This is a genomic window from Yinghuangia sp. YIM S09857 (assembly GCF_051388915.1).
GTDB lineage: Bacteria > Actinomycetota > Actinomycetes > Streptomycetales > Streptomycetaceae > Yinghuangia.
The window spans coordinates 598,758-618,399 of sequence record NZ_JBPKBH010000001.1 but is presented as its reverse complement, the minus strand read 5'-3'; the positions used below and the strand labels follow the sequence as shown (position 1 = coordinate 618,399).

17 protein-coding genes and 2 riboswitches are annotated in these 19,642 nt (G+C 72.7%); of the genes, 13 read left to right on the top strand and 4 right to left on the bottom strand.

Annotation, left to right across the window (positions count from 1 at the left end; genetic code table 11):
- Positions 1-145 precede the first annotated feature (145 nt).
- Together ACRX5S_RS02610 and ACRX5S_RS02605 are read left to right on the top strand one after the other, a co-directional pair.
- Positions 146-1,018, top strand: a complete 873-nt coding sequence (locus ACRX5S_RS02610) for an eCIS core domain-containing protein (RefSeq protein ID WP_436771019.1) — start codon at positions 146-148, stop codon at positions 1,016-1,018.
- Positions 1,019-1,288: 270 nt separating this feature from the next.
- Entirely contained in the window at positions 1,289-2,128 is an 840-nt protein-coding gene (locus ACRX5S_RS02605; RefSeq protein ID WP_436771018.1) for an amidohydrolase family protein, read from the top strand.
- A gap of 9 nt (positions 2,129-2,137) precedes the next feature.
- Here the strand turns inward: ACRX5S_RS02605 and ACRX5S_RS02600 are convergent, their stop codons facing one another.
- A complete protein-coding gene (locus ACRX5S_RS02600; protein WP_436771017.1) occupies positions 2,138-2,773 on the bottom strand; it encodes a hypothetical protein in 636 nt (211 codons plus the stop codon).
- Between the two features lie 64 nt (positions 2,774-2,837).
- Here ACRX5S_RS02600 and ACRX5S_RS02595 point away from each other — a divergent pair, with 64 nt between their 5' ends.
- Positions 2,838-3,773 (top strand): tyrosine-type recombinase/integrase, encoded by a 936-nt coding sequence (locus ACRX5S_RS02595; RefSeq protein ID WP_436771016.1) that lies wholly within the window; start codon positions 2,838-2,840, stop codon positions 3,771-3,773.
- Positions 3,774-3,797: 24 nt separating this feature from the next.
- Here ACRX5S_RS02595 and ACRX5S_RS02590 read toward each other — a convergent pair whose 3' ends face one another.
- A complete protein-coding gene (locus tag ACRX5S_RS02590; RefSeq protein ID WP_436771015.1) occupies positions 3,798-4,595 on the bottom strand; it encodes a CPBP family glutamic-type intramembrane protease in 798 nt (265 codons plus the stop codon).
- A gap of 67 nt (positions 4,596-4,662) precedes the next feature.
- Positions 4,663-6,141 (bottom strand): glutamate--cysteine ligase, encoded by a 1,479-nt coding sequence (locus ACRX5S_RS02585; RefSeq protein ID WP_436771014.1) that lies wholly within the window; start codon positions 6,139-6,141, stop codon positions 4,663-4,665.
- A gap of 248 nt (positions 6,142-6,389) precedes the next feature.
- Between ACRX5S_RS02585 and ACRX5S_RS02580 the strand changes: the two genes are divergently transcribed.
- From ACRX5S_RS02580 to ACRX5S_RS02550, 7 genes are all read left to right on the top strand, one after another.
- Positions 6,390-7,232: a polysaccharide deacetylase family protein gene (locus tag ACRX5S_RS02580; protein ID WP_436771013.1), complete on the top strand. Its 843-nt coding sequence runs from the start codon at positions 6,390-6,392 to the stop codon at positions 7,230-7,232.
- Between the two features lie 219 nt (positions 7,233-7,451).
- Positions 7,452-8,783 (top strand): hemolysin family protein, encoded by a 1,332-nt coding sequence (locus ACRX5S_RS02575; RefSeq protein WP_436771149.1) that lies wholly within the window; start codon positions 7,452-7,454, stop codon positions 8,781-8,783.
- Entirely contained in the window at positions 8,780-9,766 is a 987-nt protein-coding gene (locus tag ACRX5S_RS02570) for a hemolysin family protein (protein ID WP_436771012.1), read from the top strand. The genes ACRX5S_RS02575 and ACRX5S_RS02570 overlap by 4 nt, the downstream gene beginning before the upstream one ends.
- A gap of 403 nt (positions 9,767-10,169) precedes the next feature.
- The gene (locus ACRX5S_RS02565; RefSeq protein WP_436771011.1) at positions 10,170-10,784 is read left to right on the top strand and encodes a hypothetical protein; all 615 of its coding nucleotides are present in this window, start codon (positions 10,170-10,172) and stop codon (positions 10,782-10,784) included.
- Positions 10,785-11,287: 503 nt separating this feature from the next.
- Positions 11,288-11,881: a sigma-70 family RNA polymerase sigma factor gene (locus ACRX5S_RS02560; protein WP_436771010.1), complete on the top strand. Its 594-nt coding sequence runs from the start codon at positions 11,288-11,290 to the stop codon at positions 11,879-11,881.
- A complete protein-coding gene (locus ACRX5S_RS02555) occupies positions 11,878-12,651 on the top strand; it encodes an anti-sigma factor (RefSeq protein WP_436771009.1) in 774 nt (257 codons plus the stop codon). Before ACRX5S_RS02560 ends, ACRX5S_RS02555 begins: the two co-directional genes overlap by 4 nt.
- A gap of 188 nt (positions 12,652-12,839) precedes the next feature.
- The gene (locus ACRX5S_RS02550) at positions 12,840-13,034 is read left to right on the top strand and encodes a DUF5999 family protein (protein WP_436771008.1); all 195 of its coding nucleotides are present in this window, start codon (positions 12,840-12,842) and stop codon (positions 13,032-13,034) included.
- A 180-nt stretch (positions 13,035-13,214) separates the two neighbouring features.
- On the opposite strand, the gene gcvP is transcribed toward ACRX5S_RS02550, so the two are convergent.
- The gene (gene gcvP / locus ACRX5S_RS02545) at positions 13,215-16,100 is read right to left on the bottom strand and encodes an aminomethyl-transferring glycine dehydrogenase (protein ID WP_436771148.1); all 2,886 of its coding nucleotides are present in this window, start codon (positions 16,098-16,100) and stop codon (positions 13,215-13,217) included.
- Positions 16,101-16,216: 116 nt separating this feature from the next.
- Positions 16,217-16,327: riboswitch (glycine riboswitch) on the bottom strand.
- Between the two features lie 2 nt (positions 16,328-16,329).
- Positions 16,330-16,421, bottom strand: a riboswitch (glycine riboswitch).
- Positions 16,422-16,710: 289 nt separating this feature from the next.
- On the opposite strand from gcvP, the gene ACRX5S_RS02540 reads away from it, so the two are divergent.
- From ACRX5S_RS02540 to ACRX5S_RS02530, 3 genes are all read left to right on the top strand, one after another.
- Complete coding sequence (locus ACRX5S_RS02540) at positions 16,711-17,340, top strand: NADPH-dependent FMN reductase (RefSeq protein WP_436771007.1); 630 nt, start codon at positions 16,711-16,713, stop codon at positions 17,338-17,340.
- Between the two features lie 342 nt (positions 17,341-17,682).
- Complete coding sequence (locus ACRX5S_RS02535; RefSeq protein ID WP_436771006.1) at positions 17,683-18,765, top strand: ATP-binding cassette domain-containing protein; 1,083 nt, start codon at positions 17,683-17,685, stop codon at positions 18,763-18,765.
- Positions 18,762-19,619, top strand: coding sequence for an ABC transporter permease (locus ACRX5S_RS02530; RefSeq protein ID WP_436771005.1), 858 nt, complete (start codon positions 18,762-18,764; stop codon positions 19,617-19,619). Before ACRX5S_RS02535 ends, ACRX5S_RS02530 begins: the two co-directional genes overlap by 4 nt.
- The last annotated feature ends 23 nt before the right edge of the window (positions 19,620-19,642 follow it).

Here is a 19,642-nt window from a genome sequence, read left to right as displayed (position 1 = left end):
TTTGCGTCCCCTCCCGCACCGCGACGATGCCCTTGTGGGCAGGTGTCGGTGTCCGCAGCTCGGGTGGTGGCGGTATGGACGGCGGGCGCGGCCGCGGTCGATGGTCGTTGCGTAGAGCGATCGTTGAGTGCCACGGGAGCCGTCCATGCGCGCACAGCAGCACGACCACGACGAGGACCGGGCGGGGACGCGTACCCCCGAGCGACACGAACACGAGCACACCGCCCTGCTGTTCAAGGCGGCCGCCGCCGGACGGCCGGAGGTGGTGGGGCGTTCGGGTGCGGGCACCCTCCAACGCGCGGTCGGAAACAGAGCGGTTCGGGCGATGCTCGCGGAGGAACGGGCGGTGGACGAGCCGACCCGGCAGCGCGCCGCCCAGGAACCCGAGCCGAAGTCCAGCGTGCACGACGTGGTCGGCTCCGGCGGTTCGCCGATGGACACGGACACGCGCACGGACATGGAGGCCCGGTTGGGCGCGGACTTCGGCGACGTACGCATCCACACCGACGGGCAGGCGCACGAGTCGGCGAAGGACGTGGGGGCGCACGCGTACACCGTCGGCAGCGACGTGGTCTTCCAGCGCGACAAGTACGACCCGGCCTCGCACGAGGGCAAGACGATGCTCGCGCACGAGCTGACGCATGTGATCCAGCAGCGCAATGGTCCGGTCGAGGGCACGCAGACCAGCGGCGGCATCCGCGTCAGCGACCCCTCGGACCGCTTCGAGCGCGAAGCGGTCGCGAACGCGGACCGGGTGATGTCGGCGCCGTCGCCCGCGACTCCGAGCGCGGACGCAGGACCGTCGGTCGCCCGGTCCGCCGCGGACAACACCACCCCGGCCCCTGCCGCGGCGGTTCAGCGAGCGGTGGACGAAGGCGGCGCGTCCGCGGCCGCGGACCCGACGCCCGTGCAGCGTGCGGGTGAAGAGGAGGAGGACGAGGAGCCGGCCGACGTCCAGGGTGCCTTCGTCCAGCGCGCGGCCGGGGAGGAGGAACAAGAGGAAGAACCGGTGGAATAGCGGGTGTTCCTCCGTCGGATCACACGGCTCTGCCGCTGTCCGGTTGTCCGCTCTGCTTGGGAGTGCTCACCGCCGGTGCCCCGTTGTGTCGCAGACCCCGCGAGGGCGTGCGTCGGCCCGCGGTCAGGCCCGCGTTTCGCTTGGCAGGGCCGTCAAGGCCCGCGGCAAAGGTCGTAACGCAGCGACTTGGGCGGGCCGTCAAAGTCGAAGCGTGCCACGGCCCGGGGGCCCCGCGGGAATGTAGAAACGCGACCTAGTACCGTCCCCCGGGTGACAACCTTGGTCGACACCCACGTCCACGTCGTCTCGCCCGACACCGCGCGCTACCCCCGTACCGGCGGCACGGGCGACGGCGCCGACTACTGGTCGGACGGTACCTCCACCGCCGAACACGTCCTCGGCGTGCAGGCGTCCGCAGGCGTCGACAACTGCGTGCTGGTCCAGGGCGTGGGGGCGTACGGGTACGACTGCCGCTACGTACTCGACGCCGCCGCCGCGCACTCCGAGCGCACCCGGGCGGTGGTCGCGGTCGACCCCGCGGATCCGGCCGCGCCCGCCCGGCTGGGCGAGCTGACGGGCCGCCAGGGTGTGGTCGGCGTACGCCTGTTCGCGGTCTCCGGCGGCCCCGGCCAACCGCTTCCCGGGTGGGTCGGCGCCCCGCACACCGCCCGCCTCCTGGACACCGCGGCTGACGCGGGCGTCACGCTTGTCCTCACCGCGTTCGCCGCGCACCTCCCGCACTTCGCCCCGCTGCTGGCCGAACGCCCGGAGCTGCCCGTGGCGTTGGACCACGCCGGGTTCCCCGACCCCACCGCCGGTGCGGACGGCCTGGCGCCGGTGCTCGCACTCGCCGAACTGCCGTCCGTGCGCCTGAAGATCAGCACCCACCTGTTCCAGTCGTACGCCCCCGCCGACCCGGCGGACATCGTGGACACCCTGGCGGCCGCGTTCGGCGACGAGCGCCTGCTGTGGGGCTCGGACCACCCGCAGACCCGCACCCCGGACTACCCGGGCATGGTGGCGATGGCCGAACAGGCCCTGCGGCGCCGCGCGGCAACCGCGCGCGACGCGGTCCTCGGCGGCAACGCCCGTGCGCTGTGGTGGAGTTGACCGGACCCGTCACCCCACCGCCGAACAGTCCGGCACCTGCGTGATGATGACCCCGCCCGTGTCGAGTTGGCCGACGTGGGCGTACCCGACCTTGCCGCTCACGATGATGCGCGCCCACGTCGGATCGGCCTTGCCGCTGGTGTACTGCGTCTGTCCGGCGGTGTGGCAGACCACCATCACCCGCGTGCCGTGGTCCGCGCTGAGCACCGGCTTGCCGCGGGCCGACGCCTGCTTGTAGACCGCGAGCGCGACGCGCGACCGCACCGTGCCCGGGACCGAGCCGGCCGGTGCCGTCGGCGGGAGGGTCGAGGACGGCTCGGCGGACGCGGTGGCGTCCGCGTCGCGCGAATCCCCGGTCGAGGTGGTGCGGTTCTCCTCGCCGCCACCCATCCTGACCACCATCAGCACGACGACCAGGAAGAAAGCGATCAGCATCACGGGCGCGAGCAGGCTCGGGCGGCGACGCGGGGGCGGGGGGCCGTCGGCCGCCGCCACCTCCCTGCGCAACCGCAACCGCTCGCGGATCCCGCCACCCACCATGGGCCACCCCCAACTGAGCCGTACCGCCGTACCCGACACACCTGCCGACACGCCGCTGCCGGTGTCCGCGACCGGTAGCGTGGTGTCCATCATCCCGTCCCCCACGACAGTTCCCCACCGCAGTCGCCGGGAACCGGCTTCCCGGTCCGCCAGAGGAGTCCGCCCGCACGTGCACGTCCCCGAGCAACCCCCGGCACCCGGAGTCGAATTGGCGGTCTCCGGCGCGGTCGCGCTGCCCGGCGAAGGCGATACGGCGCAGCGCCTGGCCCTCGGTTTCCTGCTGTCGCACCACGGCAACACCCGTGCCGCCTATACGCGTGACCTCGCCGCCTACGGCGTGTGGTGTGCGGGGGTGGGCCTCGACGTGCTGGCGGCGCGGCGCGTACACGTGGACGCGTACGTCGAACACCTCGTGCGCGAGGGGGCCGCCGCGTCCACGGTGGTGCGGCGGCTGTCGGCGGTGTCGGGCTTCTACGCCTACGCCGTCGACGAAGGCGCGCTGGACCGCAACCCGGCCGCGCGCGTGCGGCGCCCCAAGGTCGGCGAGAACGTCCAGTCCACCGGTCTCTCCAAGGACGAGGCCGGGCGGCTGCTGGCGGCCGCCGAGGAGCACTCGCCGCGCGCCGCCGTGGTGGCGAACCTCCTGCTGTTCTGCGGGCTTCGCGTCTCCGAGTTGTGCAACGCGCAGGTGACGGACCTGGGTTGGGAGCGCGGCCACCGCGTGCTGACGGTGACCCGCAAGGGCGGCAAACGGCAGCGCATGGTCGTCCCGCCGCGCGCGGGCGAGCTGATCGACGCCTACCTCGCGGACCGCACCGACGGCCCCCTCGTCGCGACAGCCACCGGCCGCCCCCTCGACCGCCAGGCCGTCTGGCGCCTCCTGCGCTCCCTCGCCACGACCGCCGTGCCACACCTCGCCGCCACCCTGCACCCCCACGACCTCCGCCACGCCTGCGCAACCCTCGCCCTCGACGCCGGCGCCTCCCTCCGCGACGTCCAGGACCTCCTGGGCCACGCCGACAGCCGCACCACCCGTCGCTACGACCGAGCCCGCCACAACCTCGACCGCTCCCCCACCTACGCCCTCGCCGGCCTCATCGATTAGGTCGTGTCCACCGGGGCGTCCGCGTCAGGGCGTGGGGAGCCAGCCGACCTTCCCGGCCAACAGGACATAGCCAACGAAAGCGACGATGTCGATCAAGGCGTGGGCGACGAGCAGAGGCATGACGCGGCCCCAGCGTTTGTAGAGCATGCAGAAGATCACGCCCATGGCGAGGTTGCCGAAGAATCCGCCGATGCCCTGGTACAGGTGGTACGAGCCGCGCAGCAGGGAGCTGGCGGCCACGGCCTTGGGGAACGACCAGCCGAAGCCCTGGAGCCGGTGCATCAGGTAGCCGAGGACGACGATCTCCTCCAGCGCGGCGTTCTCGATCGCCGAGAGGATGAGGACCGGGATGCGCCACCACACGTCCGGGAGGGTCGTCGGGACGACTGTGAGGTTCGCGCCGGACGCGCGGGCGCCGAGGTAGAGGGCGAGGCCGGTGCCGCCGATCGCGGCCGCGACCAGGGCGCCGCGTCCGAGGTCGAGCAGGCGCTGCCCGGCGTCGACGCCGAGGTCCCGCAGCGACTCGCGGTTGCGCATCATCAGGTGGGCCACCAGCAGCACCGGGACCAGCGACGTCGCGATGTCGAACAACTGCCACGCGAGGTCCAGCCAGGGGCGGCCCGGCGCCGCGGAGCGGTTGAGCACCGCGGACTGGTTGGCCAGCCCGCCCGGCCGGGTGATCGAGCCGATGAACGAGATCATCGCCGAGACCGCGGACGCGCCCAGCGACACCGCGAGGACGAGCCAGACCTCGTCGCGCAGGATCCTGCGGCGCGGCGGCAGCGCTCGGTCGGCCCGCTCGGGCTGTTCTTCGGTGATCACGGGGACAATGTAGCCGCGGCCGCGGCGGCCCCGGACAAAGAGAGGTGCGGCCCCCGCGGCCCGAGGCTCAACCGATCGACCAGGTGTGCACCGGTGCGCCGCCGCGCATGTGCTCGGCGTACCGCAGGGTCATCGCCCGCAGCGCGCCGAGGCGGTCGAGGCCGAGGCGGTCGCGGCAGTGGTGGAACATCGCGCTCTGCCACGCGGCGCCGTTGGTGCGGCGCAGGCAGCGCTGCTCGATGATGCCGAGATACTGCTCGCGCTCACGCGCGTCGATGCCCCACGCGTCGAGGCCCCGGTGCGCCCGCGGCAGCAGCTCACGCAGCACCAGTTCGGTGACCGGCACCTGCCCGAGACCCGGCCAGACCAGCTCGGCGTCGATGCCGTGCCGGGCGCCGCCGTGGAAGTTCTCCGCGGCCTGCTCGAAGGACATCCGTTTCCAGACCGGGAGTTCGTCCTCCACGAGGGACCGCACGACGCCGTAGTAGAACGCCGCGTTGGCAAGGATGTCGTCCACGGTGGGTCCGGCCGGGAGGACGCGGTTCTCCACGCGCAGGTGCGGTTTGCCGCGGGCGACGTCGTACACCGGGCGGTTCCAGCGGTAGATGGTGCCGTTGTGCAGCTTGAGTTCGCGCAGGTGCGGGATGTCGCCGCGGTCCAGCGCCTCCAGCGGGTCCTCGTCGTCGCAGATCGGCAGCAGCGACGGGAAGTAGCGGATGTTCTCCGCGAACAGGTCGACCACCGAGTCGATCCAGCGCTCGCCGAACCACGCGAGCGGCCGTACCCCCTGCGCGATCAGTTCCTCGGGCCGCGTGTCACACGACTGCTCGAAGAGGATCGGCCTTGTCTCGCGCCACAGTTCGCGGCCGAAGAGGAAGGGCGAGTTGGCGCCGAGCGCCACCTGCACGCCGGATATCGACTGCGCCGCGTTCCACGCCGACGCGAAGTTGTCCGGGGTGACCTGGAGATGCAGTTGCACGGACGTGCACGCCGCCTCGGGCGCGATGCTCGACGACGTGGTGACGAGGCGTTCGACGCCCTCGATCTGGAGCTGGATGTCCTCGCCGCGCGCCATCAGGATCTGGTCGTTGAGCAGCGTGTACCGCGGGTTGTGCGACAAGTTCTCCAGCACCATGTGCGCGTCGGTCAGGGTCGGCAGGATGCCGATCATGACGATATGAGCCCCGGATTCCCCCGCCTTGCGGTCGGCGTAGTCGAGGCTGGTCCGCAACTCCTCGGCCAGTTCGGAGAACACCGGCCCGGCGAGCCGGTGCGGCGGAATGTTCACCTCGATGTTGAACTGCCCCAGTTCTGTCTGGAAATCGGGGCTCGCGATGCGGTCCAGGACCTCGTCGTTCACCATGCACGGCATGCCCTCGCGGTCCGCGAGATTCAGCTCGATCTCCACGCCCATCAACTTGCGCGGGCTCTCGAACCGGCGTTCGCCGAGCAGCCGTTCCAGCGTTTCGAGGCACCGGCGCAGCTTGTGCCGGTAGCGCTGGCGGTCGGAGCGGGTGAACTCGATCTGGTCGACCTTCTCCCCCATGGGCGTCCCTCCCCGTCGAGTCGGTGCCGCGCATCCTCAGGGAACCGCACGGCGAAGTGCCGCGTCACCCCTGGCATCGGGTCACCCGGCCAGGCGTGACGCGCACTCATGGATGCCTCTTCCCGGCTGATTTCGCGATCACTAGGGTGTGTGCGGCCTCGGTGGCGCGTTTCTCCGCGCACCGGCGTGCCCGTGCGCCGTGTCGGGGGCGGCTCGGCGCCTTACCACGTACCACCTGGGGGTTTGCCGTGTCCGTTGTGCCGGTGCGCAGTGCGTCGTTCCAGGCCGCAGTCGTGCTCCTCGCGGTCTTCCTGTGCGGGTTCCTGGTGTGGACCGCGAGCGCGGACACCACCCCGGCCCGCACCCACGCCGGTCCGCGCCCCACGCAGGACGACGCCGGGCAACCGCCGGGCGGGGAGGTGCCGTTCGAGGACCCGACCACGCCGCCGACCGCTCAGACGCCGGACGCAACGCCGGGTCCCAAGGTGCCGACGTTCCTCCAGTCGAAGGTGGGCCGGACCGATCCCGGCAAGTGGGTGGCGCTGACGTTCGACGACGGGCCGTGGAACACATACACCCCGCAGGTTCTCGACATCCTCAAGCAGTACGGCATCAAGGCAACGTTCTGCGTTGTCGGCAACCAGGCCAAGGCGCTTCCCGGCCAGATCCGCGAGATCGTGGCGCAAGGGCACACCCTGTGCAACCACACGATGACCCACGACACGGCGATGCCGACGCGTACCCCCGAGGAGATGCGCGCGCAGATGCAGCAGACGCTGGACGCCATCCGCGAGGCCGTGCCGGGCGTACCGGTGCCGTGGTACCGCGCGCCGGGCGGCATGTGGTCGGCGCAGGTGCAGGAGGTCGCGGCGTCGCTGGAGATGCGGTCGCTCGGCTGGTCGGTCGACACCCTGGACTGGCGCAAGCCCGGGATCGACAAGATGACGCAGACCGTGCACAGCCAGCTCGGCCCCAACGCGGTCATCCTGATGCACGACGGCGGCGGGGACCGTACGCAGAGCGTGGAGTTCCTGCGCAAGCTCATCCCCGAGCTGCTGGCGCAGGGCTACCAGTTCACCGTGCCGGCGTAGGCGGGACGCCCGTCCGGCGTGGCGTGGCGCGTCGGCGGATGTCCGGTCTGCGACGTAATCTGACCGGGCGGTGACCGCAGCGGACACCCCCGGGGCCCGCCGCGGCGTCCCCGACCGTCCCGGCCACCTCCGACGCGCGACCCGGACGACCAGGCGGCGCGGCCGACCCGGCCGGCGGGTGGCCGCCCCGGACGACCCGGCCGACCGAGGAGACCGCCGATCGACGTCGCGCTGCCGATACTCCTGCTTGTACTGCTGATCGCGGCGAACGGCATGTTCGTCGCCGCCGAGTTCTCGCTGATCACCGTGGAGCGCAGCGAGGTCGAGGCGCGGGCCCGGTCGGGTGACCGCGGCGCGCGGCGCGTCCTCAAGGGCCTGCGCACGCTGTCGTTCCAACTCTCCGGCGCGCAACTGGGCATCACCATCACGTCGCTGGTCGCCGGGTACGTCGCCGAACCCGCGCTCGCGCCGCTCGTGGAACCGGTCGTCGCCGCCGTCCCCGGAGTGGGAGACGCCGCCGCCCGCCACATCGGGGCGCCCCTCGCGCTCGTGGTGGCGGCCGCGGTGCAGATGGTGCTGGGCGAACTGGTGCCCAAGAACGCCTCGATCGCCCGCCCGTACGGCGTCGCCGCGGTGGCCGGGCCGTTCCAGACCGCGTTCTCCACGGCTTTCCGTCCGGTCATCACCTTCCTCAACGGTTCGGCCAACTTCTTCGTGCGGAGGCTCGGCATCGAGCCACAGGAGGAACTGGGCTCCGCCCGCTCGGCCGAGGAACTGACTCAGCTCGTGCGGCACTCGGCCCGCGAGGGCGCGCTGCCGCAGGGCACCGCGCGCGTTCTCGACCGGGCGCTGCGGTTCTCCGGCAAGCAGGCGGCGGAGGCGATGACGCCGCGCACGGACGTGGTCATGCTGCCCGCGTCGGCCACCGTGGCCGACCTGATGGCCGCGGCCCGGGACAGCGGCCACAGCCGGTTCCCGGTGCGCGCCGCGAGCCTGGACGAGGTGACCGGCGTCGCGGTGGTGCACGACGCCTTCCGGGTGGCCCCGCGGCGTCGGGCGGACACTCCGGTGCGCTCCATCGCCCGCCCGCCGGTGCTCGTCCCGACGTCCCTCAACCTGGACCACGTCGTCGAACGCCTGCGCGAGGCGCACACGCAACTGGCCGTCGTGGTCGACGAGTACGGCGGCACCGCCGGGGTCATCACCGCCGAGGACCTCGCCGAGGAACTGGTCGGCGACCTCGCCGACGAGCACGACCCCGCGGACGAGCCGGACGCCCCGCCCGCGGCCCGGGCCGCGTCGGGCACCGCGCCCGTGCGCCTGTCCGGCCTGCTGCGCGCCGACGAGGTCGAGGAGGCCACCGGCTGGCGGATGCCGGAGGGCGACTTCAGCACGCTGGCCGGACTGGTGCTGGCATACCTCGGACACGTGCCGCAGGTGGGCGAGTGGGTGGACGTCGGCGACCGGCGCCTGATGGTGGCCGCGATGGACCGGCACCGCGTGGACGAGGTGGAGATCGCGCACCTGGGCGGCGCCGGGGAGGCCCGGTGACCGGCCAACTCGCACTGTCCGTCGTGCTGCTGCTGGCCAACGCCTTCTTCGTGGGCGCCGAGTTCGCGCTGATCTCCGCGCGGCGCACCCGGATCGCGCCGCGCGCCGCCGAGGGCTCTCGGCGGGCCCGCATCGTGCTGCGCGGCATGGAGCAGGTGTCGGTGATGCTCGCGGGCGCGCAACTCGGCATCACCGTCGCGTCGCTGGGCCTCGGCGCGGTCGCCGAGCCGGCGCTGGAGCACCTGCTCGAAGGCCCGTTCGAGGCCATGGGGGTCCCGCACGGCGCGGTACGGCCGCTCGCGTTCGCCGTCGGGCTGGCCTTCGTGGTGTTCTGCCATATGGTCCTGGGCGAGATGGTGCCGAAGAACATCGCGCTCGCGGGTCCGGAGGAGTGCGCGCTGTGGCTCACGCCCCCGCTGTGGGTGTTCTCCCGGGTCACCGCGCCGGTGTTGTGGGTGTTCCAGCACGCGGCCAACGGTTTCCTGCGCATGGCGCGCGTAGAGCCGGTGGACGAGGTGCGCAGCGTCTACACCGTCGAGGAACTCCCCGCGGTGCTGGCCGAGTCGCGCGAGCACGAGTTGCTCGACAAGCGGGGGCACCACCGGCTGTCCGCGGCGCTGACGTTCCAGTCGCGGACCGCCGAGGAGATCATGCGGCCGTGGGCGGACGTCCGCACGCTGCCCGGTCCGGTGACCGGCCGGGCCCTCGAACGCGCCTCGGTCGAGACCGGCCGCTCGCGCTTCCCGGTGCTGCGCGACGGCGGCGTCGAGGGCTACGTCCACGTGCACGACACCCTGGACCGCGGCCTGGACGACGCCGTGCCGGTGTATCCGCTGCTGGCGGTGGACCCGGAGACGACGCTGTCGGCGCTGCTCGGCCGGATGCGCGCCGGACGCACGCATCTCGCGCTGGTCCGCGCTCCGGACGGCGGCATCGCGGGGCTCGCGAGCCTCGACGACGTACTCGCGGGCTTCCTGGCCTGACCGCGCCCGTTTGGGCCCGGCTGGGCCCGGCTGGGCCCGACCGCGCCCGGCTGGGTCCGGCTGGGCCGGATCACGGTGGCCGGATCCCGCCGTCGCCCGCACCGCGCGCGTCGCTCCACGTCCCGTGCGCCCCTTGCGCTCCCCGTACGCGGCCCTGACCGGCGAAAACGCCGCAAACAGGTGGCGGGCGGCCACCATTCGGAAGGATCTGTCCTCAGTTCGTTACTTTTCGCATTCATTCAAGTACAATGCGCTGACCGGCTTGTACGGTCGGTTCCTGCATTGCGCGGCGCAGCACCCGCCCGGCCCGGACCGGCACAGCGGCATTTTTCGATCCACGCCCAGCCTCGCTCCACGCCCCGCGGCGTGACAACGGACGCTGCATCAGAAATGAGGCGGTCTCATGGTTCTGCGTGTGCCCGAAACACCCGAGCACGCCCGGGCGGCGGTACGCGCGGTGCTCGACGCACCGCATCGGCGGCCGGCGCCCGCGCACGCCGGCACCGACGAGCCCGACGCCCCCGGTTCGCCCGACGCGGACGCGCTCGCCCCGTTCAACGCGGTCTGCCCGCACCGCATGTTCGAGATCGACCTCGCCGACCTCGCCGAGGGCCGCGGTCTCGACACCGCGCGCCCGGTCGGCTGGCGCTGGCTCGTGCACGACGGCGCGCACACCGTCGGCGCGGTCGAGGTCGCCGACGCGGGCACCGGCACCGGCCACCCCGTCGCACGCTTCACCCAGGGCCCGTTCACCACCTGCACGGACGCCGCGGTGGCCACCGTGCGCAGCCTGCCGCAGATCGAACGCGGCTACTACGAACTGCGGTTGCTGCACGTCCCGGCGCTCTACACGGTCGCCCTCTGGCTCGCCGACCTGGTCGGCTGGCAGGACCTCCTGGTCCCCCTGGCCCCGGCGCCCCCGGGCGTGCAGCCGCTGCGGCCCTACCCGGCCGAGGAACTGGCCGACCTCCTGGGCAGCCGAGGCCGCCGACTGGCCCCCACCGCGCCGCAGCCCTGACCGGCGCGCTACGCAGCCCGCCCGGCCCCCGACCGCGACGGCACCCGCACCCGCACCCGCACCGAAATCTCCCGGACCCACCGACCAATCCGGTCCCCTCCCGGCCGCGAACTCCCGGTGAATCACACACGGGTCCGCGAGGGCTCGGGCGTCGGACCGTCCACGACAGCACCCCCGTCACCGCCCTTGACGGTCCGTCGCCCGGCCCTCCTCGGCCGCCGGCTTCGCCGGCCACCGGAGAAGGGGTGCACCATGGCATCGACGCTGCGCACCGGACGCCCACCGCTCGCGGGAGTTGCCGTGTCCGAGCCCCTGAGCACTACCGGTCGGGACACCACCGGTCCAGACACCGCCAGTCGGGACACCACCCGTCCAGGCACCACCGGTCGGGACACCACCGGTCCGGGCACCACCAGTCCGGGCACCACCCGTCGTGACACCACCGGTCCAGGCACCACCGGTCCAGGCACCACCGGTCGGGACACCGTCGGTCGAGGTCGGCCGTGCGGGCACTGAGAGCCGTGCGGGCCGCGGGCGACCCCGTGCCCGACGTACCGCTGGAGACCCTGCTGGGCCGCGTCGCCCTCGGCGACACCGCCGCGTTCGAGGAGGTGTACGCCCGCGTCTCCCCCGTGGTCCTCGGCGTGGTCCTGCGCGTGATGCGCGACCCCGCGCAGTCGGAGGAGGTGGCGCAGGAGGTGCTGGTCGAGATCTGGCGCACCGCCTCGCGCTTCGACCGCGAGCGCGGCAGCGCCAACGCGTGGGTGTGCACGATGGCGCACCGCCGGGCCGTGGACCGGGTGCGCTCGGCGCAGTCCGCCGCGGACCGGGAGGACCGCGTCGGCCGCCGCGAGGGCACGCCGGCCTACGACGCGGTGGCCGAGGAGGTCGAGGCGCGGTTGGAGCGGGAGCAGGTGCGGCGCTGCCTGGCGTCCCTCACCGAGCTTCAGCGCGAGTCCATCACACTCGCCTACTACGGCGGCTACACGTACCGTGAGGTCGCCGACCTGCTCGGCGTCCCGCTCGGCACCGTCAAGACGCGCCTGCGGGACGGCCTTATCCGCTTGCGCGACTGCCTGGGGGTGACCTCGACATGAACCACCCCCTCGGCCCCGCGCGGCGCGGTTCCGGCGACGGAGACGACGCGCACGCGCTGACCGGGCCGTACGCCGTCGACGCCCTGGACGCCGGGGAACGAGCCCTGGTGGAACGCCACCTGGAGTCGTGCCCCGCCTGCCGGGACGAGGTCCGCGAGTTGCGCGAGACGGCCGCGCGCCTCGCCGCGACCACCGCCGTCCCACCGCCCGACCGGCTGCGGTCGCGCGTGCTCGCGGAGATCGGCACCGTACGCCAGGCCCCGCCGGCCGGCACCGGCACCGCCCCGCCCCGCCCCGCCCGGTTCGGCGGCGCCCGCCTCCCGTGGCTCGCCGCCGCCGCGATGTTCGTCGCCGTCGTCGTGCTCGGCGCGCTGCTGGCCGACGCGCGCAGCGGTGAGTCGGGGGCCGAAACCCGGGCCGACCGCATCGCGGCGATCGTCACCGCCCCCGACACGCGCACGGTCACGGCGACCGGCGACGGGGCGACCGCGACCGCGCTCACGTCGCGCTCCCGGGACGAAGCTCTGGTAGTGGCGAGCGGCTTGCACGCCCCCGGGCCCGCGCACGTGTGGCAGGTCTGGTTCATGACCGACCAGGGCGCCCGGTCCGCCGGGCTGCTCGATGACGTATCCGCAGGTCAGAACGCTGTCGGACGGCTCGTCGCGGAAGGGCTCGGCGACGCGGCGCGCATCGGGGTCACCCTCGAACCGGCCGGCGGGTCACCCGCGCCGACGACCCCTCCGGTGGTCGTGATGACCCTCCCAGTGTGAACAGCATGGTGCGGTCGGGTGAGAAGTCGGTAATTCGCTGCGGGGGCCTCGCGGGAGGCGCAGGATGGGACCAGACACGAGTCAGGTCGTGTCACAGAGATGGGAACGCGCACGACTCCCGCATGGCCGGTCGGCAAGCGCCCGGCCCGAACGCGCCGCATGGCGTCGATCATCGAGAAGGTACGAGGATGTGCCAGCACCAACCGCAATGCCCGTCGGCCGAAGGCCCTGACCGGGAGGCCGCGCACGTTGTCGCGGCCCACCCCGAGCAGGGGTGGAGTCTGCTGTGCAATGGCGTGGTCCTGTTCGAGGACACCGGGGAAATCCTGCCGGACGGGCGCTTGATCGCGCCGCACCGGCCGCGCGTCCGTCTCGCCGCCTGAGGGGCCTCAGGCGACGGCAAGGACGCGTGTCCCGCGCGAAGTCCCCATCCGGGGAACGCCGGAGGGCGGCCACCATGCCCGGTGGCCGCCCTCCGGCGTATGTGCGTGCGGTCGCGGTCCGCGCCGCCCGGTGGTCGGATCAGTGCTCGCGGGCACGGACCCCGCCGCCCGGCGGTCAGGTCAGTGCTCGTAGGCCTCCACCGACGGGCACGAGCAGACCAGGTTGCGGTCGCCGTACGCCCCGTCGATGCGCCGCACCGGCGGCCAGTACTTCCCGGCCGCCTTCACCGTCCCGGGGAAGGCCGCCTCCTCGCGCGTGTACGGGTGCGCCCAGCCGTCCCCGGCCGCCATGGCCGCGGTGTGCGGGGCGTTCCGCAGCGGGTTGTCGTCGGCCGGAAGGTCTCCCGAGCCGACCCGGTCGATCTCCGCCTTGATGGCGATCATCGCGTCGCAGAACCGGTCGATCTCGGCCAGGTTCTCGCTCTCGGTCGGCTCGATCATCAGCGTGCCGGGCACCGGGAACGACATCGTGGGCGCGTGGAAGCCGTAGTCGATCAGCCGCTTGGCCACGTCGTCGACGGTCACCCCGGTGGCCTTGGTGATGCCGCGCAGGTCCACGATGCACTCGTGCGCGACCAGGCCGCCGGGGCCGGTGTAGAGCACCGGGTAGTGCGGGGCGAGGCGCCGCGCGATGTAGTTCGCGCTCAGCACCGCGACCTGCGTCGCGCGCTTGAGGCCCTCGGGGCCCATGAGCCGGATGTACGCCCACGAGATGGGCAGGATCGCCGCCGACCCCCACGGCGCCGCCGAGATCGGGCCGACCCCGGTCGCCGGGCCCGCGGTGGGCTGGAGCGGGTGGTTCGGCAGGTACGGCGCCAGGTGCTCGCGCACCGCCACCGGGCCGACGCCGGGCCCGCCGCCGCCGTGCGGGATGCAGAAGGTCTTGTGCAGGTTCAGGTGCGACACGTCGGCGCCGAACTTGCCTGGTCGGGCGAGACCGACGAGCGCGTTGAGGTTCGCGCCGTCGACGTACACCTGCCCCCCGGCCTCGTGGACCAGCGCGCACACGTCGCCGATGTGCTCCTCGAACACACCGTGCGTCGACGGGTAGGTGACCATCAGGACCGCCAGCGCGTCCCGGTGCGCGTCGATCTTGGCGCGCAGGTCGTCGAGGTCGACGTCGCCGTTCTCGCCGGTGCCGACCACGACCACGCGCATCCCGGCCATGACCGCGCTCGCCGCGTTGGTGCCGTGCGCCGACGACGGGATCAGGCACACGTCGCGCCCGGTGTCGCCGTTGGCACGGTGGTACGCGCGGACCGCGAGCAGCCCGGCCAGCTCACCCTGCGAGCCGGCGTTCGGCTGGATCGACACCTTGTCGTAACCGGTGACCGCGACGAGCGCGTCCTCCAGGCCGTGGATCAGCTCCAGGTAGCCGGCCGCCTGGTCGGCGGGGGCGAAGGGGTGGATGTCCGCGAACTCGGGCCAGGTGATGGGCTCCATCTCGGCGGTCGCGTTGAGCTTCATCGTGCACGAGCCGAGCGGGATCATGCCTCGGTCGAGGGCGTAGTCCTGGTCCGCGAGGCGGCGCAGGTAGCGCAGCATGTCGGTCTCCGAGCGGTGCGCGTGGAAGACCGGGTGGGCCAGGAACTCGTCGGTGCGCAGCAGCGCCTCGGGCAGCGCGTCGGGGGTCTCGGCGTCGAGCGAGCCGATGTGGTCGTCGCCGCACGGGACGTCGCCGGTGCACGAGAAGGCGCCGTTCGGCGAGAACGCCCGCCACACCGCCGCCAGATCGGCGCGCGTGGTGGTCTCGTCGCAGGTCACCGACACGTGGTCGGCGTCGACGCGGTACAGGTTGACGCCCTCGGCGCGGGCGTTCTGCACGACCGCGTCGGCGCGGCCGGGCACCCGGGCCAGGACGGTGTCGAAGAAGTGCGCGTGCACGACCTCGACCCCGTCGTGCCGCAGACCCGCGGCGAGGACGGCGGCGTACCGGTGGGTGCGGCGGGCGATGTCGGTGAGGCCGTCCGGGCCGTGGTAGACCGCGTACATCCCGGCCATGACGGCGAGCAGGACCTGCGCGGTGCAGATGTTGCTGGTCGCCTTCTCGCGGCGGATGTGCTGCTCACGGGTCTGGAGCGCGAGGCGGTACGCCTGGTTCCCGTCGGCGTCGACGGACACGCCGACCAGGCGTCCGGGCAGCGACCGGGCCAGCTTCTCGCGGACCGCGAGATACCCGGCGTGCGGCCCGCCGAAGCCCATCGGCACGCCGAAGCGCTGCGTGGTGCCGACCGCGATGTCCGCGTCCATGGCGCCCGGCGAGGTGAGCAGGGTCAGCGCCAGCAGGTCCGCGGCCACGGCGGCGAGCGCGCCGCGCGCGTGGGCGTCCGCGATCAGCGAGGTCAGGTCGCGCACCAGGCCGTCCGAGCCCGGGTATTGCAGCAGGACGCCGAAGAACCCGCCCTCGGGAAGCCCGTCGGAGGTGTCCGTGACGAGCACGTCGATGCCCAGCGCCTCGGCGCGCGTGCGCACGACCGCGATGGTCTGCGGCAGGCAGGCCGCGTCCACGACGAACACGTTGCTCTTCGACCGCCCGGCGCGACGCGCCAACGTCATCGCCTCGGCCGCCGCGGTCCCCTCGTCGAGCAGCGACGCACCCGCGACCTGGAGCCCGGTGAGGTCGCACACCATGGTCTGGAAGTTGAGCAGCGCTTCGAGGCGGCCCTGCGAGATCTCCGGCTGGTAGGGCGTGTACGCGGTGTACCAGGCGGGGTTCTCCAGCACGTTGCGCAGGATCACCGGCGGCGTGTGGGTGCCGTGGTAGCCGAGCCCGATCATCGGGCGCAGCACCGTGTTGCGGGACGCCAGGGCGCGCAACTGCTCGTGCACGGCCGCCTCGCTCACCGCCTCGGGCAGGTCGAGCCGGTCGAGGGTGCGGATCGAGCCCGGCACGGCGGTGTCGGTCAGCTCGTCCAACGAGCCGAATCCGATGTGCGCCAGCATCTTGGCCTGCTGGTCGGCGTCGGGGCCGATGTGCCGGCCGGTGAACGGCCCGGCCGCCTCCAGCGCGGCGAGGCTTCCGGGGCCGGACGGTCGGGGCGAAGGCGACGACGAGCTCACGGTGGAGGCCCTCCTGAAGACGCGGAGAAGGTCACGCGGGTACGCGCGGCCTTGCGGCCTCCCCCTCTGTCATCGGTACCTGAGAGCTTCACCCGCGCCACCGCATCTTCCGCGGCCGGGGCTTTCACCGTCGGTGAGTCCCGCCGTCGTGCGCGGGACTGCTTTCCAGAGTGCCCATGGCCGCGCGGTACGGGTGCCTGAGAGATTCCGGGGAGGGGTTGCTCCTTCGGCGTCCGGATCGGGTCCGGACTCTCCCGCGTGGCTTTCGGTGCAGCCTCAAAGCTATCAGTGCGGGCCCGCGTCCGGGATCACGCGCGGCCCGCAAGATCGGCACGGGCCGGGGCCGTCGCGCGACCTGGCGGCGATCGCGCGCGGTACGGCCTCGCGGTCGCGCGTGTGCGGCCTTGCGGTTCCGGCGGTCCCGGCGCGGTCCCGCCAGACGCGGTCTCGCGACCGCCGGACCGCGTCTCGCGCCTTACCGGTGAGGGCAGCGCAGATGGAGCCGCTGCCACACGTGAGGCGGTGCCGAGTCGGCGGGCACCGGGAGGAGGGCCCGATGAGCGACCGGGAGCACGGCTTCCCCGCAGGCGCCCCGGGCGGCGGTGCCGTCGTCGCGGACGGGGGCGGCACCGCGCCGCTGCGTGTGGCAGTGATCGTGGGCAGCACCCGCGAGGGCCGGGTCGGCGACCGGGTGGCCCGGTGGATCGCGGATCTCGCGGCCCGGACCGCGGTGCTCGAACCGACCGTCGTGGACCTGGCCGACTTCGCGTTCCCGACCCGGCTGCCCGAGCGGCCGAATCCCGACATGCTGGGGTTCGTGTCCGCGGTCGGGGACGCCGAGGCGTACGTCGTGGTCACGCCCGAGTACAACCGCAGCTACCCCGCGTCACTCAAACAGGCGATCGACTACGCCTACGACGAGTGGCGGGCCAAGCCTGTCGGATTCGTCTCCTATGGTTACAAGGCACGGGGACTGTTGGCCGCCGAGCACCTGCGGCAGGTCTTCGCAGAACTCCACACCGTCACGATGCGCGACGTGGTCGGGCTCGACCTCGCGGCCCTCGCCGATCCGGTCGGCGCGGCCGACGGGGACGCCGAGGCCGCCGCCGAAGCGCTGCTCGACCAGCTCGTCTGGTGGGGCACGGCACTGCGCGAGGCGCGGGCGGCGAGGCCCTATGTCGCCTGACCGAACGCCGTCCGCCCGTGTGCGGCCTGACCGTATGCGGCGTGACCGAGCACCGGGCGCAGCGCGACCGCAGCTGCGACCGCATGTCGACCGCGGCTACGCCGACGGCACCCGCGGCCCGACGCGTACGACACTCGCCACACGCACGGCAGGCACCTCACGCACCGCACGCGGCCCCGTCGGATTCCCGAAAAATCGTCCACCGAGGACCGATGAGTTCCCCGCCCGGCCCCGGTCCAAGTCATCGGGAGAACGGCCCGACGAGACCCGCGCGACATCCGCACCGCCCGTACGACACCCCGCACGAGACCCGTACGCGACCGAAACCGAAGAGGACACACCATGACGACGCACTCCCCCGGCCTGGCGATCGAGACGCAGGGGCTGGTGAAAGTCTTCGGCACCAACCGCGCCGTCGACGGCATCGACCTGCGGGTCCCCGCCGGCACCGTGTACGGCGTCCTGGGCCCCAACGGCGCCGGGAAGACGACGGCGGTCAAGATGCTGGCGACGCTGCTGCGCCCGGACGACGGCGAGGCGTACGTGTTCGGCAAGTCGGTCATCCGCGAGGCGGACGCGGTGCGCAGCCGGGTCAGCCTCACCGGCCAGTACGCGTCGGTCGACGAGGACCTGACCGGCACCGAGAACCTGGTCCTGCTGGGCCGCCTGCTCGGCCACCACAAGAGCTACTCGCGCTCGCGGGCCGCCGAGTTGCTGGAGGTGTTCGGCCTGACCGCCGCGGCGGACCGCCAGGTCAAGACGTACTCCGGCGGCATGCGGCGCCGCATCGACATCGCCGCGAGCATCCTCAACACCCCCGACCTGCTGTTCCTGGACGAGCCCACGACCGGCCTCGACCCGCGCAGCCGCAACCAGGTCTGGGACATCGTGCGCGCGGTCGTCGCCCAGGGCACGACGGTCCTGCTCACCACGCAGTACCTGGAGGAGGCCGACCGCCTCGCCTCGCGGATCGCGGTCATCGACCACGGCAAGGTCATCGCGGAGGGCACCCCGGGGCAGCTCAAGTCGTCGGTCGGGGCCGGGTCGATCCACGTGCGGCTGCGCGACGCGGACCAGCGCGAGCACGCCGAGCGCGTGCTGATCGGCGCACTCGGCTCGTCGGTGCAGCTCGACCCCGACCCGGTGGCGCTGACCGCGGCGATTCCAGGGCACGGAACTGACCTCGGAGCCGCCGAGGACGCGGCCCGGGCGCTGGCCGAGCTGGCCCGCGCGGGGATCATCGTCGACGACTTCTCGCTGGGCCAGCCCAGCCTGGACGAGGTCTTCCTGGCGCTCACCGAGTCCTCGGTGCAGACCGGCGGCGTCCGCGCGGGCAACGGGAACGGCGGCGGCAACGGCCGCGCCGGCAGCAACGGCAAGGCCACCGGCAAGAACGACGACATCGTGAAGGAGTCGGCAGCATGAGCACCGTCGTCACCCCCAAGGACGTCGACGTCGACGTCCCCGCGCCGGTCGTCGCGGAGGACCTGGCCGCGGTGTTCGCCGCCAAGGAGCGCCCGTCGCGGCCCGGCCCGCTGTCGGCGTCGGTGACGTTCGGCTGGCGGGCCATGCTCAAGATCAAGCACGTGCCCGAGCAGTTGTTCGACGTGACCGCGTTCCCGATCATGATGACGCTGATGTTCACGTATCTGTTCGGCGGCGCGCTCGCCGGATCGACCAGTGAATACCTCCAGTTCGTGCTGCCGGGCATCATGGTCCAGAGCATCGTGATGATCACGATGTACACCGGGGTCTCGCTCAACAACGACATCGAGCGCGGCGTCTTCGACCGGTTCCGGACGCTGCCGATCTGGCGGCCCGCGGCGCTGGTCGGCATGATCCTCGGCGACCTGCTGCGCTACGTGCTGGCCTCGACGGTGATCATGACCGTCGGTCTGATCCTCGGCTTCCGACCGGACGGCGGCGTGCTCGGCGTGCTCGCCGGGATCGCACTGCTGGTGGTCTTCTCGTTCGCGTTCTCGTGGATCTGGACCATGTTCGGCCTGCTGCTGCGCAGCGAGAAGTCGGTCATGGGCGTCAGCATGATGGTGCTGTTCCCGCTGACATTCCTGAGCAACGTGTTCGTCGACCCGAAGACGATGCCCGGCTGGCTCCAGGCGTTCGTGGACGTCAACCCGATCACGCACCTGGTCAGCGCGGTGCGCGACCTGATGGACGGCGACTACGCGACCACCGAGACGCTGTGGGTGCTGCTGTTCTCGGCGGTGTTCGTGGCGGTCTTCGGAACGCTGACGATGCGCTTGTACAACCGCAAGTAGCCGGATCTGCACGTACGTCCGCC

Coding starts and splice junctions, on each gene's coding strand:
- ACRX5S_RS02550 (WP_436771008.1), top strand. CDS start 12,840: ATGTGCCAGCACCAACCGCAATGCCCGTCGGCCGAAGGCCCTGACCGG.
- ACRX5S_RS02585 (WP_436771014.1), bottom strand. CDS start 6,141: ATGGGGGAGAAGGTCGACCAGATCGAGTTCACCCGCTCCGACCGCCAG.
- ACRX5S_RS02540 (WP_436771007.1), top strand. CDS start 16,711: ATGAGCGACCGGGAGCACGGCTTCCCCGCAGGCGCCCCGGGCGGCGGT.
- ACRX5S_RS02535 (WP_436771006.1), top strand. CDS start 17,683: ATGACGACGCACTCCCCCGGCCTGGCGATCGAGACGCAGGGGCTGGTG.
- ACRX5S_RS02565 (WP_436771011.1), top strand. CDS start 10,170: ATGGTTCTGCGTGTGCCCGAAACACCCGAGCACGCCCGGGCGGCGGTA.
- ACRX5S_RS02555 (WP_436771009.1), top strand. CDS start 11,878: ATGAACCACCCCCTCGGCCCCGCGCGGCGCGGTTCCGGCGACGGAGAC.
- ACRX5S_RS02530 (WP_436771005.1), top strand. CDS start 18,762: ATGAGCACCGTCGTCACCCCCAAGGACGTCGACGTCGACGTCCCCGCG.
- ACRX5S_RS02610 (WP_436771019.1), top strand. CDS start 146: ATGCGCGCACAGCAGCACGACCACGACGAGGACCGGGCGGGGACGCGT.